This is a genomic window from Photobacterium piscicola, assembly GCF_900166965.1.
GTDB lineage: Bacteria > Pseudomonadota > Gammaproteobacteria > Enterobacterales > Vibrionaceae > Photobacterium > Photobacterium piscicola.
In genome coordinates, this window is record NZ_FUZI01000005.1 from 116,271 (window position 1) to 133,199 (window position 16,929).

14 protein-coding genes and 8 tRNA genes are annotated in these 16,929 nt (G+C 43.1%); 17 read left to right on the top strand and 5 right to left on the bottom strand.

Annotation, left to right across the window (positions count from 1 at the left end; all coding sequences use genetic code 11):
- Positions 1-5 precede the first annotated feature (5 nt).
- From CZ809_RS14345 to CZ809_RS14380, 8 genes are all read left to right on the top strand, one after another.
- A tRNA-Phe gene (locus CZ809_RS14345) sits at positions 6-81 on the top strand.
- Positions 82-126: 45 nt separating this feature from the next.
- Positions 127-202 (top strand) — tRNA-Asn (locus tag CZ809_RS14350).
- A 48-nt stretch (positions 203-250) separates the two neighbouring features.
- Positions 251-326, top strand: a tRNA-Thr gene (locus CZ809_RS14355).
- Positions 327-381: 55 nt separating this feature from the next.
- Positions 382-457 (top strand) — tRNA-Phe (locus CZ809_RS14360).
- Between the two features lie 46 nt (positions 458-503).
- Positions 504-579, top strand: a tRNA-Asn gene (locus CZ809_RS14365).
- Between the two features lie 49 nt (positions 580-628).
- Positions 629-704 (top strand) — tRNA-Thr (locus CZ809_RS14370).
- A 55-nt stretch (positions 705-759) separates the two neighbouring features.
- Positions 760-835, top strand: a tRNA-Phe gene (locus tag CZ809_RS14375).
- Between the two features lie 45 nt (positions 836-880).
- Positions 881-956, top strand: a tRNA-Thr gene (locus CZ809_RS14380).
- A gap of 591 nt (positions 957-1,547) precedes the next feature.
- On the opposite strand, the gene mrcB is transcribed toward CZ809_RS14380, so the two are convergent.
- Positions 1,548-3,974 carry a penicillin-binding protein 1B gene (gene mrcB, locus CZ809_RS14385; RefSeq protein WP_080158271.1) on the bottom strand — a complete coding sequence of 809 codons (2,427 nt, stop codon included), beginning with the start codon at positions 3,972-3,974 and terminating at the stop codon, positions 1,548-1,550.
- A gap of 127 nt (positions 3,975-4,101) precedes the next feature.
- Positions 4,102-6,588, bottom strand: a complete 2,487-nt coding sequence (gene hrpB, locus CZ809_RS14390; RefSeq protein ID WP_080158272.1) for an ATP-dependent helicase HrpB — start codon at positions 6,586-6,588, stop codon at positions 4,102-4,104.
- Between the two features lie 91 nt (positions 6,589-6,679).
- Between hrpB and sfsA the strand changes: the two genes are divergently transcribed.
- From sfsA to panC, 7 genes are all read left to right on the top strand, one after another.
- A complete protein-coding gene (gene sfsA, locus CZ809_RS14395; RefSeq protein WP_080158273.1) occupies positions 6,680-7,393 on the top strand; it encodes a DNA/RNA nuclease SfsA in 714 nt (237 codons plus the stop codon).
- A gap of 129 nt (positions 7,394-7,522) precedes the next feature.
- Positions 7,523-7,972, top strand: coding sequence for an RNA polymerase-binding protein DksA (gene dksA / locus CZ809_RS14400; protein ID WP_080158274.1), 450 nt, complete (start codon positions 7,523-7,525; stop codon positions 7,970-7,972).
- Between the two features lie 321 nt (positions 7,973-8,293).
- The gene (gluQRS, locus tag CZ809_RS14405; RefSeq protein WP_080158275.1) at positions 8,294-9,178 is read left to right on the top strand and encodes a tRNA glutamyl-Q(34) synthetase GluQRS; all 885 of its coding nucleotides are present in this window, start codon (positions 8,294-8,296) and stop codon (positions 9,176-9,178) included.
- A 54-nt stretch (positions 9,179-9,232) separates the two neighbouring features.
- Complete coding sequence (gene pcnB / locus CZ809_RS14410) at positions 9,233-10,663, top strand: polynucleotide adenylyltransferase PcnB (protein ID WP_080158276.1); 1,431 nt, start codon at positions 9,233-9,235, stop codon at positions 10,661-10,663.
- The gene (gene folK / locus CZ809_RS14415; RefSeq protein ID WP_080158277.1) at positions 10,660-11,145 is read left to right on the top strand and encodes a 2-amino-4-hydroxy-6-hydroxymethyldihydropteridine diphosphokinase; all 486 of its coding nucleotides are present in this window, start codon (positions 10,660-10,662) and stop codon (positions 11,143-11,145) included. Before pcnB ends, folK begins: the two co-directional genes overlap by 4 nt.
- Before the next feature lie 24 nt (positions 11,146-11,169).
- Positions 11,170-11,964 carry a 3-methyl-2-oxobutanoate hydroxymethyltransferase gene (panB, locus tag CZ809_RS14420; RefSeq protein WP_080158278.1) on the top strand — a complete coding sequence of 265 codons (795 nt, stop codon included), beginning with the start codon at positions 11,170-11,172 and terminating at the stop codon, positions 11,962-11,964.
- Between the two features lie 10 nt (positions 11,965-11,974).
- A complete protein-coding gene (gene panC / locus CZ809_RS14425) occupies positions 11,975-12,868 on the top strand; it encodes a pantoate--beta-alanine ligase (protein WP_080158279.1) in 894 nt (297 codons plus the stop codon).
- A gap of 101 nt (positions 12,869-12,969) precedes the next feature.
- Here panC and CZ809_RS14430 read toward each other — a convergent pair whose 3' ends face one another.
- On the bottom strand, positions 12,970-13,740 hold the full coding sequence (locus CZ809_RS14430) for an ABC transporter permease (RefSeq protein ID WP_080158280.1): 771 nt from the start codon (positions 13,738-13,740) through the stop codon (positions 12,970-12,972).
- On the bottom strand, positions 13,737-14,675 hold the full coding sequence (locus CZ809_RS14435) for an ABC transporter ATP-binding protein (protein ID WP_080158281.1): 939 nt from the start codon (positions 14,673-14,675) through the stop codon (positions 13,737-13,739). The genes CZ809_RS14430 and CZ809_RS14435 overlap by 4 nt, the downstream gene beginning before the upstream one ends.
- A 118-nt stretch (positions 14,676-14,793) precedes the next feature.
- Between CZ809_RS14435 and can the strand changes: the two genes are divergently transcribed.
- Positions 14,794-15,489 carry a carbonate dehydratase gene (can, locus tag CZ809_RS14440; protein ID WP_080158282.1) on the top strand — a complete coding sequence of 232 codons (696 nt, stop codon included), beginning with the start codon at positions 14,794-14,796 and terminating at the stop codon, positions 15,487-15,489.
- Positions 15,490-15,537: 48 nt separating this feature from the next.
- Here can and hpt read toward each other — a convergent pair whose 3' ends face one another.
- On the bottom strand, positions 15,538-16,071 hold the full coding sequence (hpt, locus tag CZ809_RS14445; RefSeq protein ID WP_080158283.1) for a hypoxanthine phosphoribosyltransferase: 534 nt from the start codon (positions 16,069-16,071) through the stop codon (positions 15,538-15,540).
- 226 nt (positions 16,072-16,297) lie between these two features.
- Here hpt and CZ809_RS14450 point away from each other — a divergent pair, with 226 nt between their 5' ends.
- Positions 16,298-16,906, top strand: a complete 609-nt coding sequence (locus CZ809_RS14450; RefSeq protein ID WP_080158284.1) for a TetR/AcrR family transcriptional regulator — start codon at positions 16,298-16,300, stop codon at positions 16,904-16,906.
- The last annotated feature ends 23 nt before the right edge of the window (positions 16,907-16,929 follow it).

The following is a 16,929-nucleotide window of genomic DNA, read 5'->3' on the forward strand; positions in this document are numbered from 1 at the left end:
CCGTTGCCTTGATAGCTCAGTCGGTAGAGCAGAGGATTGAAAATCCTCGTGTCGGTGGTTCGATTCCGCCTCGAGGCACCATTTCTTCTCTTTTGAAGTTTGGTGTTAAGCAACGATAAAATCTGTTCCCTCTTAGTTCAGTTGGTAGAACGCCGGACTGTTAATCCGTATGTCACTGGTTCAAGTCCAGTAGAGGGAGCCACTATTTATTTCTTGGCTCAATAGAGCGGAGAGATTACAGAATTAATGTGCCGACTTAGCTCAGTAGGTAGAGCAACTGACTTGTAATCAGTAGGTCACCAGTTCGACTCCGGTAGTCGGCACCATTTATTCTCTTACTTCGGTAAGAAATGCAACAATAGCAATTATATTGCTGTGTTTGCCTTGATAGCTCAGTCGGTAGAGCAGAGGATTGAAAATCCTCGTGTCGGTGGTTCGATTCCGCCTCGAGGCACCATATTAAAATTTGATACGATTCGTCGTGTTGAATAGTAAAAGTTAATTCCCTCTTAGTTCAGTTGGTAGAACGCCGGACTGTTAATCCGTATGTCACTGGTTCAAGTCCAGTAGAGGGAGCCAAATTTATTTCTTCACTCAATAGAGTAAAGGAATATAAAAGAATTAATGTGCCGACTTAGCTCAGTAGGTAGAGCAACTGACTTGTAATCAGTAGGTCACCAGTTCGACTCCGGTAGTCGGCACCATTTATTCTCTTACCTCGGTAAGAAATGCAACAATAGCAATTATATTGCTGTGTTTGCCTTGATAGCTCAGTCGGTAGAGCAGAGGATTGAAAATCCTCGTGTCGGTGGTTCGATTCCGCCTCGAGGCACCATATTAAAGATAATGACTTAGCTCATTATTTAAAAAGAATTAGTGTGCCGACTTAGCTCAGTAGGTAGAGCAACTGACTTGTAATCAGTAGGTCACCAGTTCGACTCCGGTAGTCGGCACCATCTTTTGAAAACCTCATCTTTGATGAGGTTTTTTTTCGTCTAGAGAAAAGAGGAACGAGGGTTCGAGGGTTCGAGGGTTCGAGGGTTCGAGGGTTCGAAATTTTTAACACCAGCAATATCATTGTCAATAATAATCTTGCTACTGCCCTTACTCGTCTCTAAAAAAACTCGTCCCTGCTGTTACACCTATCTTCAGCTCTTCCTCGTCTCTAAAAAACTCGTCCCTGCTGTTACGCCTATCTTCAGCTCTTCCTCGTCTCTAAAAAACTCGTCCCTGCTGTTACACCTATCTTCAGCTCTTCCTCACCCCTCGAAAACTCGCCCCTGCTGTTACGCCTATCTTCAGCTCTTCCTCGTCTCTAAAAAACTCGTCCCTGCTGTTACACCTATCTTCAGCTCTTCCTCGTATCTAAAAAACTCGTCCCTGCTGTTATACCTATCTTTTGCCCTTCCTCGTCCCTAAAAAACTCGTCCCTGCTGTTATACCTATCTTCAGCTCTTCCTCGTCTCTAAAAAACTCGTCCCTGCTGTTACCCCTATCTTCAGCTCTTCCTCACCCCTCGAAAACTCGCCCCTGCTGTTACCTCTCTTCTACTCACCCGCAAACATATGTTTAATCCATGTTGCGGGCTGATTATCATGACACTTCGCTTTTAAATCCCCATTGCGATCCCATGCAGGTAACGCAACATTACCATTACAATCAAACCGCAGACTGCCATTTGATGTTCGCTGATACTTAATCGTCGTAATGTAAGGTGGCCAGCCAATATTTAACGGCACCGGTTGACGGCGAGCAAGATAATCAGCATAAACCCGTAATGCACCACTAGAGCCCGTCAAACGCACAGGGGTGTTATCATCCCTTCCAACCCATACTACGCCAACCTCGCGACCATCAGCCCCAGCAAACCAACTATCACGGTTATTATCCGTTGTTCCCGTTTTACCCGCTAACTTAGCCGAACTAAATTTACTCTGAAGAAAACGGGCTGTGCCTTGGCTAACCACTTTTTTCATATCATAAGTTGTCAACCAAGCTGCTTGCTCAGGAACCACTTGCTCAATCTTAGACTGATGTTGGTACAGGACTCGTCCTCGACTATCAACAACGGCATCCAAGCTGTATAGCGGCGCTTTACGGCCGTTATTGGTAATACTCTGGAACATTTGTGCAACTTCAAACGGTGATAAACTAAATGCGCCTAATAATATTGAGGGTAAGTGTGGAATCTCATCCCGCTTAACCCCCAGTTTAGCCATGGTGTTAATTACCGTTCCTAACCCGACTTTTAAACCTAAATTTACCGTCGGCACATTTAATGAATGCGCTAAAGCATAATATAACGGTACTTGACCACGAAATTTACGATCATAGTTTCTTGGTCGCCACGATGTGCCCTTACTGCCCTTTAGCACAATGGCACTATCATTTAGTGTTGTCGCCAAAGTAAACTTCTGTGGCTGACTCAACGCTGCTAAATAAACCGCAGGCTTAGCAAGCGAGCCTATTTGACGACTGGCATCCAGCGCACGGTTAAATCCAGCGTAGCCAGGACGGCTACCACCAATCAGTGCTCTTACTGCACCATATTGACGATCAACCACTACCATTGCCGTTTCAACGTTGACACCAGCTTTTTTATTTAACCGTGGCACCATCACCGCAATGGTTTTTTCTGCGGCTTGTTGCGACACTGGATCAAGAGTACTGAAAATACGTAATCCTTTACCTGATTTGTAAATATCACCAACATCTTGTTCTAGTTCACGTTGCAATTGTTGAAAATACGCTGGCTGACGACTGGCTATCTTAGGGGTCTTTTGAATACCTAATGGCTCTGATACGGCTTTTTCATATTCAGCACCTGTAAGGTAATTATTTTTCAGCAGTAACATCAACACTAAATCACGACGTTTCATGGTGCGTTCCGGATGACGCCACGGATTAAATTGTGATGGCCCTTTCACCATTCCAACCAACATCGCGAGTTGATCTGGTCGCAGTTCTTCTAACGGACGCCCAAAATAAAAGCGTGCTGCAAGAGGGAAACCATGCACTTCTTTGGCACCATTCTGCCCAAGATAAATTTCATTTAAATAAGCTTCTAAAATCCGATCTTTACTGTAACGATAATCAATAATAACGGCGATATACGCTTCACGTACTTTGCGCCATAAACTACGTTCACGGCTTAAAAATAAATTTTTCGCTAACTGCTGAGTCAGCGTACTGCCCCCTTGCACGGTATGTCCCGCTTTGAGGTTAACCACCACCGCCCGTAAAATTGCCAGCGGTGACACTCCTTCATGCTGATAAAAATCACGATCTTCGGTTGTTAGCAGTGCATCGATTAATAATGGTGGAAATTGATCCCGCGCCATGAAGATCCGTTGCTCATTACCTGTAAGCCCTAACATCCCTAATAGCTTTGGTTCTATCTTGAGGGTTTTTAATGATTTCTTGGTTGTCAGATCGGTAATGGTAGCCAGAGTGCCGCCTGAAAAAGTCAGCATGACATGTTGTTGCGGCTGCGGATCATCAACAAACTTAAAGGGACGACGCATTAATTCAATGCGGGTTGATGATGCAGAATACTCGCCCATACGCTGGGGCGTTGCTACTTTATGATATTGCAATACATTCAATTCATGGCGAACATCACTTAAGGTCATTGCTTGACCCGCATGTAAGGTCAGCACGCGACCATAGACAACCGAAGGTAGATCCCAAATTTGACCATCCATTTTATTGCGTACCACCGTATCTAAATAGATACCAATAACCAATAAAATAGCGATCACAACCAGCATTATTTTAAAACTTAAACGCCCAAGTTTTCGCAGCCATGGATGAGGCGTGGCGTCTTTTTTAGAAGGCTTTTTTTTTGCGGGCGTTTTTTTTGCTGCTGATTTTTTAGGAGATGCTTTTTTTGCTGCAGGTTTTAACGCCGCTTTTTTTTTCGAAGGCGAGGGAGTTTTCGCGGGTGTTTTTTTGGGTTGCGACAACTTAATCATAATCAATCAACTACCATCATTCCTATATTTAAGCTGGCAGCAATAACACTGCCCAGCATCATTAATGTAAATTTACCGTAACACTATACCTGATTATATATACAGGTATCGAGCTTGTTTATCGTCATTAAAGGTATTTTTTAATTTTGCGGGTTGGAATATGATTTGCAGGATCATCAGGCCATGGATGCTTGGGATAACGCCCTTTCATTTCTTTTTGAACTTCCTTGTATGATCCCGACCAAAAACCCGCTAAATCTTGCGTGATCTGCAATGGTCGTTGCGCTGGTGATAACAACTCCAGCACTAAAGCCACTTTACCGTTAGCGATAGTCGGCGTTGTTGGCTCACCAAACATTTCTTGTAACTTAACCGCCAACACGGGTTGTTGCTGTTCTTGATAACGGATCGTTATATTTGATCCCGTTGGCACTTGATAATGGGTTGGCAATAATTGATCGAGTTGTTGTTTATTATTCCAACCAAGATAAGCTTCTAGTGCCATCGCCATATTGACTTTTTGTAAGCCTTTTAACGTCGTAATCCCGTTTAGATAAGGCAATAACCATTGTTCCGCATTAAAGAGTAAACTCGCCTCGTCTAACGCTGGCAAACCAAGTTCAGGTAACCATTGATTGGCACAACGACCACGAATCAATAATGCATTGGCTTTTTCTGTCCAATGTAAAACACTCAATCCTTTACGTTTAACTGCGTTGAGTAATGCTTCACTGGCTAATGCGGGATCTGGCGTGGCAGCAAGGCTACGCGCGACAATTAATTTGCCACAATAAATTCGATGCTCAGCACTTAAACGGCCTTTTTTATCATCCCAATCGAGCCAATCACATTCAGTAAACAATAACGGTAAGGTTTGTTGTAATACACTGACGTCAGCTGCAATGGCTGAGAAAATACGACTATCACCTTGACGGGTTTTAACAACATCAGCCACCACTAACAATGGTTGAGAAGCAAGGCTTTGGCTACTATCAAGTCCTACCCCTTGACCATTGGCTAACTGATAACGACCATCATCAGTGCGGGACTGCGCAATACGATCAGGAAAACCAACCGCAAGTAAAATAGCCGCCCAATGATTATTAACCTTGAGCGGTGTATTTTTAGATACCGCTAGCGTTGTAAGGTGTTGTTGCGCCCGTTGCAAATAAGCATGACTTCTAGCGAGTTTCTTGGTCTCAAGTAAGTGCAGCTGAAACGCTAAATCTGGATTATCAATCCCACGTGGTGGATCTTCTAATAACGCCACCAGCATTGCTGCTGTCGTTACAATAGTGAGATCTTGTTGCTGATGTGCGCTTTGTTGAGCAAAAGCCAGCATTGCGCCATGACGTGGATCTGCGCCTATAGTTTGCATCACTTGCCCACGTGGTGTTTGCTGACCACGTTCATCAATCGCGCCTAATTGCTGCAATAATTGCTGAGACTGTTGCAATGCAATCATCGGTGGCACATCTAGCCATTGTAAGTCTTGTGGATCATGACATCCCCATTGCACCAACTCCATCGCCAGCGCGGTTAAATCACTGCGCAAAATTTCAGGTTGAGGTGTTGCTGGTTGACGTTGTAATAATTCCTCACTGTACATCCGTAAACAAATACCCGCTTCTAAGCGTCCAGCACGACCCGCACGCTGCTCTGCCGATGATTGAGCAATACGTACTTGCTGTAAGCGACTAATCCCTGTTTTTGGCTCCCACTGTGCGATCCGTTCAAAACCACTATCAACCACTAATCGAATTCCCTCAATGGTCAAACTGGTTTCGGCAATATTGGTCGCCAGTACTACTTTGCGTTGACCAATTGGAGCAGGATTAATGGCTTGCTGTTGTTGTTCGATGGGTAACTGACCATACAACGGACAAATATTGATATTGTTATTAGATAAACGTGCAGCCAATGCTTGCGCGAGGCGTTTTATTTCACCAACACCGGGTAAGAACGCTAATACCGAACCGGATTCTTGCGCGAGTAACTGGCTAATCGCAGCCGCCATGTGATCAATTACATCCCGAGGGTCATTAACATGTTGGTAGCGATATTCCACCGGAAAACAACGTCCTTGTGACTCAACATACGCCGCTGTAGGAAGTAACTGCGCCAATGCGGTTTGATCTAGAGTGGCTGACATTACCAATAATTGTAAATCATCCCGCAGGGCTTGCTGAACCTCAATCGCTAACGCTAATGCAGTATCGGCATGAATACTGCGCTCATGAAACTCATCAAAAATAATTAGCCCAATTCCAGCCAGTTCGGGATCATGCTGCAACATTCGCGTCATAACGCCTTCCGTCACAATCTCTAACCGTGTTTGAGCACTGACTTTAGTTTCACCACGCACTCGTAAGCCAACAGTTTGACCAACACCTTCACCCAATTGCTGCGCCAAATAACTCGCAATGTTTCTCGCCGCTAACCGCCGCGGCTCCAACATAATAATTCGCCCCTCGATGGTATTTGTTTCCAACAACGCCAATGGCAAACGGGTTGATTTACCCGCCCCAGGTGGAGCTTTTAAAATTATTTGAGTATGGTTAGCGAGTGCCGCAAACAAAGTAGCTAAAACGTCATCAATAGGGAGTTGTGACAAGGGCGTCACCTTATGTCATGATCAAAACAGAATCACATTGTAACGAAAGCCTACCGACAACCAAAAATAATAATCCATACTTGAGGCCAAAATGAAATTTGCTCCGCCACTACACGCAGCCACTTTAATTAAACGTTACAAACGCTTCTTAGCTGATATCACATTAGATGATGGTGAGATTAGAACCATTCACTGCGCCAATACTGGGGCGATGACGGGGTGTGCAGAACCTGGGACCACGGTGTGGTATTCAACCTCTGATAATAAAAAACGCAAATACCCTAACAGCTGGGAATTAGCGCAAACAAAGCACAATGATTGGATTTGTGTTAACACCATTCAAGCCAATCATCTGGTTAAAGAAGCGATAGAACAACAACGTATCATTGAACTCAATGGTTACGATAATTTACGTACTGAAGTGAAATACGGTACTGAAAATAGTCGCATTGATTTATTACTTGAATCACAAACCCGTCAGCCCTGCTATATTGAAGTAAAAAGTGTGACTCTGCTGGCTGATAATGGCCAAGGTTATTTTCCAGATGCGGTTACTACTCGTGGTCAAAAACATTTACGCGAACTGACCGAAATGGCACAACAAGGATCACGAGCGGTTTTATTTTTTGCGGTGTTACATACGGGAATTAATCAGGTCAATGTTGCGCAGCATATTGATCCAGAATACGCGCGATTATTACACCAAGCTATCAGTGCGGGAGTGGAAATTCTTTGCTATCGAGCAACTATCAATGCTGCTGAAATAAAACTCGAAGACTGTATACAATTTCAGCATTTGACATAAAAAATGCTGTTTTCTTCACATTGACGTAGAATTGAAGTTATACATTAATTGCCACGCAGTAACCTTTCTGGTATAGATACCGCCCAAAATTAACCAGTGACGGTTATTAGGTACATTAGGAGATGCTATATGCCAGAGACCAACGTTAAAAAATCACTAGGCATCCTGGCTATTGCTGGGGTTGAACCTTATCAGGAAAAAGCTGGCGAAGAATACATGGGCGAAGCTCAATTAGAGCATTTCCATAAAATTCTATCAGCATGGCGTAACCAACTTCGCGTTGAAGTTGATCGCACTGTAAACCACATGCAAGATGAAGCCGCTAACTTCCCCGATCCAGTGGATCGTGCCGCACAAGAAGAAGAGTTCAGCCTTGAACTTCGTAATCGTGACCGCGAGCGTAAACTGATCAAGAAAATTGACAAGACAATCAAGCGTATCGAAGAAGATGATTTCGGCTTCTGTGATTCTTGTGGTGTAGAGATCGGCATTCGCCGTCTTGAAGCTCGTCCAACTGCAGATCTTTGCATCGACTGTAAAACACTTGCAGAGATCAAAGAAAAGCAAATGGCTGGCTAATTACGCCTTTAATCAGGTCAAAGCTAATTTTAGAGGGAGCGTAAGCTCCCTCTTTCGTTTACACTAGCGCTCAAAATAACACGCTGTAATTAACCTAATGGTTGTTTACTTACCGATGTCGCACGAGCTCTGCCTTGTAGTCATAACCACGCGTTATAGATAACTAGGCACCAAACTGAATAGTGCTCTCATTGCAGAGAGTCTTATTCAGTTTGGAGGGAATATATCTTGTCATATTTACCCCTGACTCTGGGCGACATTTACATTGCCGTACCAAGTTAGATAATAATCTATTTGGATTTTATAACCGTTTATTAATGTATGACTAACACAAATCAATATGTCGGTCGTTTTGCACCATCGCCCTCAGGGCCATTGCATTTCGGATCGTTAATTGCAGCTCTTGGTAGCTACCTCCAAGCAAAATCTCAGCAAGGGAAATGGATAGTTAGGATCGAAGATCTTGATCCACCTCGCGAAATGCAAGGGGCAGCTGATGATATTCTGCGCACACTGGAAGCCTTTGGTTTTATGTGGGATGGCAATATCATCTACCAAAGTTTACGTCTTGACGCCTATCAGGCTCAGATCGAAACTTGGTTAGCACAAGGGAATGCATATTATTGTCAGTGTAGTCGAAAAGACATTAAACAAACGGGCGGCTATTACCCTGGTACCTGTCGTACCCTCAATCAACGGCACAACAATGGTGCGGTTCGATTACAAGTAGACACACCAATAACCCATTTCGATGACCGATTACATGGCCGTATCGAATTGCCATTAGCATTGGCGAGTGAAGATTTTATCATTCGTCGCCGCGATGGCTTATTTGCTTATAATCTTGCTGTAGTGCTAGATGATATCGAACAAGGGATCACCGAAGTTGTACGCGGTGCAGATTTAATTGAGCCTACTGGGCGTCAAATTGGTCTGTACCGACAACTAAGACATCCTGAAGTGAGCTATTTGCACTTACCGCTCGCCATTACTGACAATGGCAATAAATTGTCAAAACAAAATCATGCGCCAGCGATTGATAAACACAATCCTCGGCCTGCATTAATGGCAGCGCTACGCTTTTTAGGCTTTTCGCCTCCGACAGAGCTTGTCACAGAAAGCGTAGAACAAATTTTACAGTGGGGCATCACTCATTGGCAGCTCAAGCAGCTACCAAAGACGACTGCTATCACACTAGCATTCTAAAATAGTCTGCCGTGATATATCATACACGGCTGTTTGTTGAACCATGTGCACAAAATGGGGTGTATTATCTTTAATCGAGTAGCCAACTTTTGCCGTAAAGTATTGAATCGCGACAGTAGTACTCGCGTTCCAGAGGAACAAACTTTGCAAGTTTACCAACGCCCAGAGCACGGCATTTCACGAAAAGATATCAGCGAAAATGCGCTGAAAGTACTATATCGTCTAAACAAAGCTGGTTACGACGCTTACCTTGTTGGTGGCGGCGTCCGCGATTTATTGCTTCACAAACAGCCGAAAGACTTCGATATTGCAACCAATGCAACACCTGAAGAAATCAAAAAACTGTTTCGTAACTGTCGTTTAATCGGCCGTCGTTTCCGTCTTGCTCACATCCTATTTGGACGTGACATTATTGAAGTAGCAACCTTTCGAGGCCACCACTCAGACGCGCCAATACAAGTGACACCGCCTAAAGATAAGCAAAAACCACAGCTCTCTTCTCGCAGTGAAGAAGGCATGTTATTACGTGATAATGTTTACGGCACCATCGAAGAAGATGCAGAGCGCCGTGACTTTACCATTAACGCACTTTATTACAGCGTTAAAGACTTCACCGTTACTGACTATGCCAAAGGTATTGAAGATCTCAATAATCGTGTAATTCGATTAATGGGTGATCCAGAAACCCGTTACCGTGAAGATCCAGTACGTATGCTACGAGCGGTACGCTTTGCTGTTAAGCTAGACATGGATATCGATCCTGTTACCGCTGCGCCAATTCGTGAGCTCGCAACACTGATGCAAGATATTCCATCTGCGCGTCTGTTTGAAGAAAGCCTTAAGCTACTGCAATCGGGTCAAGGTCTAGAAACTTACCGTATGCTGCGTGAATATAACTTATTCCAGCAGTTATTCCCCATTTTATCTGACCATTTCACGGAGAATAACAACAGCAAAACAGAGAAAATGATCGAGCATATCCTTGCCTCGACCGATAAACGAATGGCTGAAGATAAACGTGTTAATCCAGCCTTCATTTATGCTGCAATGCTGTGGTATCCAATGATGACCCGTGCAGAAGAAGTCTCTTTTGCCAGTGGCTTATCATTCTATGATGCCTTTATGGTTGCCAGTAACGATATTCTTGACGAACAAGTGCGCTCCATTGCGATTCCACGTCGCCATACCACGACCGTTCGCGATATCTGGCAGCAACAATTGCGCTTTAGTCGTCGTAGCGGTAAACGTGCCTTTAAGACCATGGAACACCCTAAATTCCGTGCCGCTTATGATTTCTTAGAAATGCGTAGCTTGTTTGAAGGCAGCGATATCAAAGAATTAGCACTATGGTGGAATGAGTTCCAAGACGCAGATTACAACCAACGCGGTCAAATGGTAACTCACATCAATGATGGTGGTGCTCGTCGTCCACGTCGTCGTCGCCCACAGCAACCACGTCGTAAAAAACCACAAGTAAAATCATGATTCGCGCTTATATTGCGATTGGTAGTAACTTGGGCGATCCTGTCGCCCAAGCTCAAACTGCTATCAAAGCACTGCAACACCTACCCAATACACAAGTTATTAGCGTCTCCTCGCTGTACAGCAGTACACCTATGGGACCGCAAAATCAACCTGATTACATAAATGCGGTTGTTGCTATCGACACCACATTAGCTCCGCTTGAGTTGCTTGATCACACTCAAGCAATTGAGCTCGAACAAGGACGTGTTCGCAAAGATGAACGCTGGGGTCCACGGACACTAGATCTCGATATTCTTTTATATGGTGATCTACAGCACCAGTGTGAGCGCTTAACCGTGCCGCACTATGGAATGAAAGTACGGGAGTTCGTACTGTATCCACTTGCCGAAATTAACCCTGCTTTAGTTTTGCCTGATCACACTTCTTTATGCACGTTATTGACTCAGGTTAACCGTAATGGCTTAGCTATTTGGCAAGCATAAATTCATCAGAGCGAGAAAGAAGCTATGAAAAAAATCACCATCAACGATCTCCTAAAATGGAAGCAAGAAGGTCGTAAATTTGCATCAGTAACAGCATACGACGCGAGTTTTTCTCAATTATTTGAGCAGCAGAATATGCCGGTTATGTTAGTCGGTGACTCGTTAGGCATGGTTCTCCAAGGCCGTAACGATACCCTTCCAGTAACCATTGATGACATCGCTTACCATACGCGTAGCGTTCGTGCAGGCAGCCCTAACTCGCTGCTAATGGCTGACATGCCATTCATGACCTTCGCAACCCCAGCACAAGCTTGTGAAAATGCCGCAAAACTAATGCGCGCAGGGGCAAATATGGTCAAAATCGAAGGTGGCGCTTGGGTTGCTGAAACAATTTCAACCCTTACACAACGAGCTGTCCCTGTATGTGCTCACCTTGGTTTAACACCTCAGTCTGTCAATATTTTTGGCGGTTATAAAGTTCAAGGCCGCAATTTGGATCAAGCTGAGACAATGGTTAATGATGCCATTACCCTCGCTAAAGCTGGTGCCCAAATCATCGTATTGGAATGTGTTCCAGCAAGCCTTGCTGAACGTATTACCAAGGCGGTGGATGTGCCTGTAATTGGTATCGGTGCGGGTAATGCGACCGATGGCCAAATACTGGTTATGCACGACATGTTTGGTATTTCTGCAAACTACATGCCGAAGTTCTCTAAGAACTTCCTTGCAGAAACAGGAGATATGCGTGCTGCGGTTACTAAATACATTGAAGATGTTGAGTCTGGTGCATTTCCAGGATCTCAGCATACCTTTGAATAAGGAATAAGAGATGCAAACATTCGCCGATATTGCCCAGTTAAGAGAGCAAATTACGACGTGGCGCCGCGCAGGCCGTCGAATTGCCTTTGTTCCAACCATGGGTAACTTACATGAAGGCCATCTTACGTTAATGCGTAAAGCACGTAAGCATGCTGATGTTGTTGTTGCGAGTATTTTTGTTAATCCAATGCAGTTTGAAAAAACTGAAGATTTAACCAATTATCCACGTACTCTTGAACAAGATATTGCTAAGTTACAACAGCAAAATATGGTGGATGTGGTATTTACTCCAACCCCAGAAATCATGTACCCAGCCGGACTTAATAATCAAACTTACATTGATGTCCCTGGATTATCGACTATTTTAGAAGGCGAATTACGTCCAGGTCATTTCCGTGGCGTAGCAACCATCGTTAATAAACTATTTAATATCGTCCAACCCGATGTAGCTTGTTTTGGCGAGAAAGATTACCAACAATTGGCGCTTATTCGTCAAATGGTGATTGATCTAGCGATGGATATTAAAATTGTTGGCGTACCAACAGTACGTGAAATGGATGGCTTAGCCATGAGTTCGCGTAACGGTAACCTTACCGTTGATGAACGCCAACGTGCACCTGTTTTAGCCCGTACAATGCGTTGGATCAGCAGCCAAATGCGTGGTGGTCGTAATGACTATGACGAATTAATTGTTGATGCTAACGATCAACTCCGTGCTGCAGGCCTGCAACCAGATAAAAGCTTTATCCGTGATGCAGTAACCTTATTGCCTATCACTGACACAACCCAACAAGCGGTTATTTTAATGTCAGCACAATTAGGTAAAGCACGTTTAATCGACAACCAAGTAGTAGACTTATCCCCTGCTGTCGCGGTTGAAGAAGACGTCGCTGAAGCTAATTAATAGCTAAAGGCTGACTAAAAAAATACCGCCCGTTAACCATTAACGGGCGGTATTTTTTTAACTATTATTTGTTAGGTAGCTTAAGCTCGTGCTCAATACGCTTATGAACGTAAGCCAATCCCACGAGAAATCAGGTAATAAGCCACACCATAAAGTGCAATAACAAACACACTTAATACCGCAAATGACGTTCCAATACCCACATCAGACACCCCTAAAAAACCATATCTAAAGGCATTAACCATATACACAATCGGATTGACCTTTGACACCACTTGCCACACTTCAGGCAATAGATTAATTGAATAGAACACACCACCAAGATACGTTAATGGGGTTAACACAAAGGTTGGAATAATACTGATATCATCAAAAGTACGTGCAAAAATAGCGTTAATTAATCCACCCAATGAAAACACAATCGATGTCATCACTACCGTTGCAATGATCACCCATAGATGAGCAATATTGAGTGAAACAAACAACAATGACACCACAGAAACAATCAACCCAACACCTAACCCACGCAGCACACCACCGCCAACATAACCGGCAATAATGATATAGTTAGGTACTGGTGCAACGAGTAACTCTTCGATGTTATGTTGAAATTTGGCACTAAAAAAAGAGGAGGCAACATTAGAATAAGAGTTAGTGATCACCGACATCATAATCAATCCGGGCACAATGTATTCCATGTAGCTAAAGCCTTCCATGTCACCAATGCGCTGCCCAATCAAATTACCAAAGATAATAAAATACAGCGTCATCGTAATCGCGGGTGGTACCAAGGTTTGTACCCAAATTCGAGTAAATCGATGAATTTCTTTGGTAATTAAACTTTTAAATGCAATCCAATATTGTTTTTTCATTCTTTATCACCTGCCACAGCAGAAGGTCGATCTGTATTAACTAGGTTTACAAATAACTCTTCTAAACGGTTACTCTTATTTCGCATTGAACGCACCACAATACCTTGAGTAGTTAAGGTGCTAAAGACGCTGTTTAAGTCATCGCCTTTATTAAGATCGACTTCAAGAGTATTACTGTCTATCAATCGACACTCACCCACCGCAAGAGTTGGTGTAACTGTTGTGGTATCAATATCTAAAATAAAGGTTTCTAATTCAAGCTGGCTCAATAAGGCTTTCATTGAGGTGTGCTCAACTAACTCACCATGATTAATAATACCGATATTGCGACACAACATTTCGGCTTCTTCAAGGTAATGAGTGGTTAAAATGATCGTTACCCCTTCACGATTAATACGCTGGAGAAAGGTCCACATTGAGCGACGTAGTTCAATATCAACCCCAGCGGTAGGCTCGTCTAAAATCAACAACTTTGGCTCATGCATTAATGCTCGAGCAATCATTAATCGACGCTTCATACCACCAGAAAGATTACGAGCACGATCATGACGTTTACCCCACAAATCTAATTGGGTTAAATATTTTTGTGCCCGTTGTTTCGCCAGTGTTCGTTCAACCCCATAAAAACCCGCCTGATTAACAACAATCTGTTCAACGGTTTCAAAAGGGTTAAAATTAAATTCTTGTGGCACTAGGCCAAGCTGATTTTTAGCATCCACTTTTTGAGTATCTAAGTCATAACCAAAAATACTCACGGATCCCGAAGTTTTATTAACCAGCGAGCTAATAATCCCGATGGTGGTCGATTTACCCGCACCGTTAGGCCCAAGCAAAGCAAAAAAGTCTCCTTGCTCGACATTAAGACTCATATTTTTCAGCGCCTTTACGCCGCCTTTGTAAGTTTTGCTTACATTTTTTATTTCTAAAGCGTTCATTATATGCAATCTTTCTGTTAAATATTTATAGGCTAGTGACAAAACACTAACAACTAATCCGATTTGCTATCAGCGCAGCTTGTGTATAGTAAGGAACATATTAATATAAGGCATTATCATGGCAGATATAAAGCAGCTCTTCGCAAACAACCTTTCATGGTCAGAAAACATTAAGGATGAAGATCCGGAATTTTTTTCTCACCTCGCAGAAGCACAACACCCACAATATCTTTGGATTGGCTGTTCTGACAGTCGAGTTCCAGCTGAACGCCTAACCGGTTTAACCTCCGGTGAATTATTTGTACACCGTAATGTTGCCAACCAAGTTATCCATACTGATTTAAATTGCTTATCCGTGGTTCAGTACGCGGTTGATGTACTTAAAGTTAAGCATATTATCATCTGTGGTCACTATGGCTGTGGCGGTGTTACTGCCGCCATCGAAAACCCACCTTTAGGGCTTATCAATAACTGGTTATTACACATTCGCGATCTGTACCTTAAACACCGTTCAGATCTGGGTAGCCTACCGCGTGAAAAGTGGGATGACAAATTGTGTGAGATTAATGTTGCCTCTCAGGTTTATCATCTCGGCAATTCCACTATCATGCAACAAGCATGGGATCGAGGCCAAGATGTCAAAATTCATGGGTGGATTTACGGTACCAGTAACGGCATTTTAAAAGATTTGGGCGTAACTGCGACCAGCCGTGAAAGTCTTGAAATCACTTATCAAGCAGCGATGTCATCGTTATTACCGCCATTTGAAGAGCAAGTAATGCAGCATCAAGCCACGCTAGAAAATAACAAATAACGAATAACAACCATAAAAAAAGCGACCATGATGGTCGCTTTCTTTATTTTATTCTGCGTCTGGAATAACTTTACCAATGAACGGTAAATGACGGTATTTTTGTGCGTAATCGATGCCAACACCAACCACGAACTCATCTGGAATAACAAAGCCGTACCAATCAACTTTCACATCAACTTCACGACGTTCTGGCTTATCTAATAGCGTACAGATGCTGATTGATTTTGGTTCACGTAGCGATAGAATTTCGCACACTTTACTTAAAGTATTACCAGTATCGATAATATCTTCCACCAATAGCACATCTTTGCCTTTGATGTCGTCATCTAAGTCTTTCAAAATACGCACATCACGATTACTTTGCATAGTATTACCGTAACTTGATGCAGTCATGAAATCCACTTCATGCGGAATATCAATCGCACGTGCTAAATCTGCCATAAAGACAAATGAGCCACGTAGTAAGCCAACCATTACTAGGTCTGTCGAGTCTTTATAATGTTCCGTGATCTGCTTCCCTAGCTCTTTGATGCGTTCCTGGACATCCTGCTCAGAAATCATTACTTCGATTGTGTGCTTCATTTTATTCTCCATCAACGCGACCGCGTTAGCCTACTGAGGCTATATATTCCAAAGGTCGTTATTGTAGCATTCATTCATCTTAAGCGTTATTTAATCAATAGTGTCCAAAATCCGAAACACTTATTGATAGTTCAGTTTGAATCAACTCAGTTGCTGCTGTAGTGTTTATGTATAAAAAATAAACATAAATACGCTAAATACAAACAGGGTTAGGGAATAAATAATTATGGATACGATTACCAAGAAACCACGTACACGCTTATCACCAGAAAAAAGAAAGCAACAACTGCTTGATTACTCAATTGAAGTTTTCTCTCGTCGCGGTATTGGTCGTGCAGGCCATGCTGATATTGCAGAAATGGCAAATGTATCAGTGGCGACTGTTTTTAACTATTTTCCAACACGAGAAGCATTGGTTGAACAAGTCTTAATGGAAGTTTCAACCCAATTTAATGACTTGCTTACCGAATGTATTGGCGCTTCCAATAAAACCTTACATGCGCGTCTTACTTGCATCACAAATAATTTGATTGATACCGTACTAGAGCAACAAGATTGGATTAAAGTATGGTTTGAATGGAGCACATCCGTACGTGAAGAAGTGTGGCCACAATTTATTGAAAGCAACAAAAAGAACCTCAAGCAAGTGCAGCACGCCTTTTCTCAAGCAATCGATAGCGGTGAAATCACGTCTAATCAAACCCCTGAGAACTTAGCCAAAATGCTGCATGGCATGTGTTATGTGATTTACATGCAAGCAAATCAGCACCCAGATCAAGATATTTTACGTGAACAAGCGCAAACTTATCTGCAAGTGCTTACGCAGAAAAACTAACTAAATAGCTAATGCAAACAATC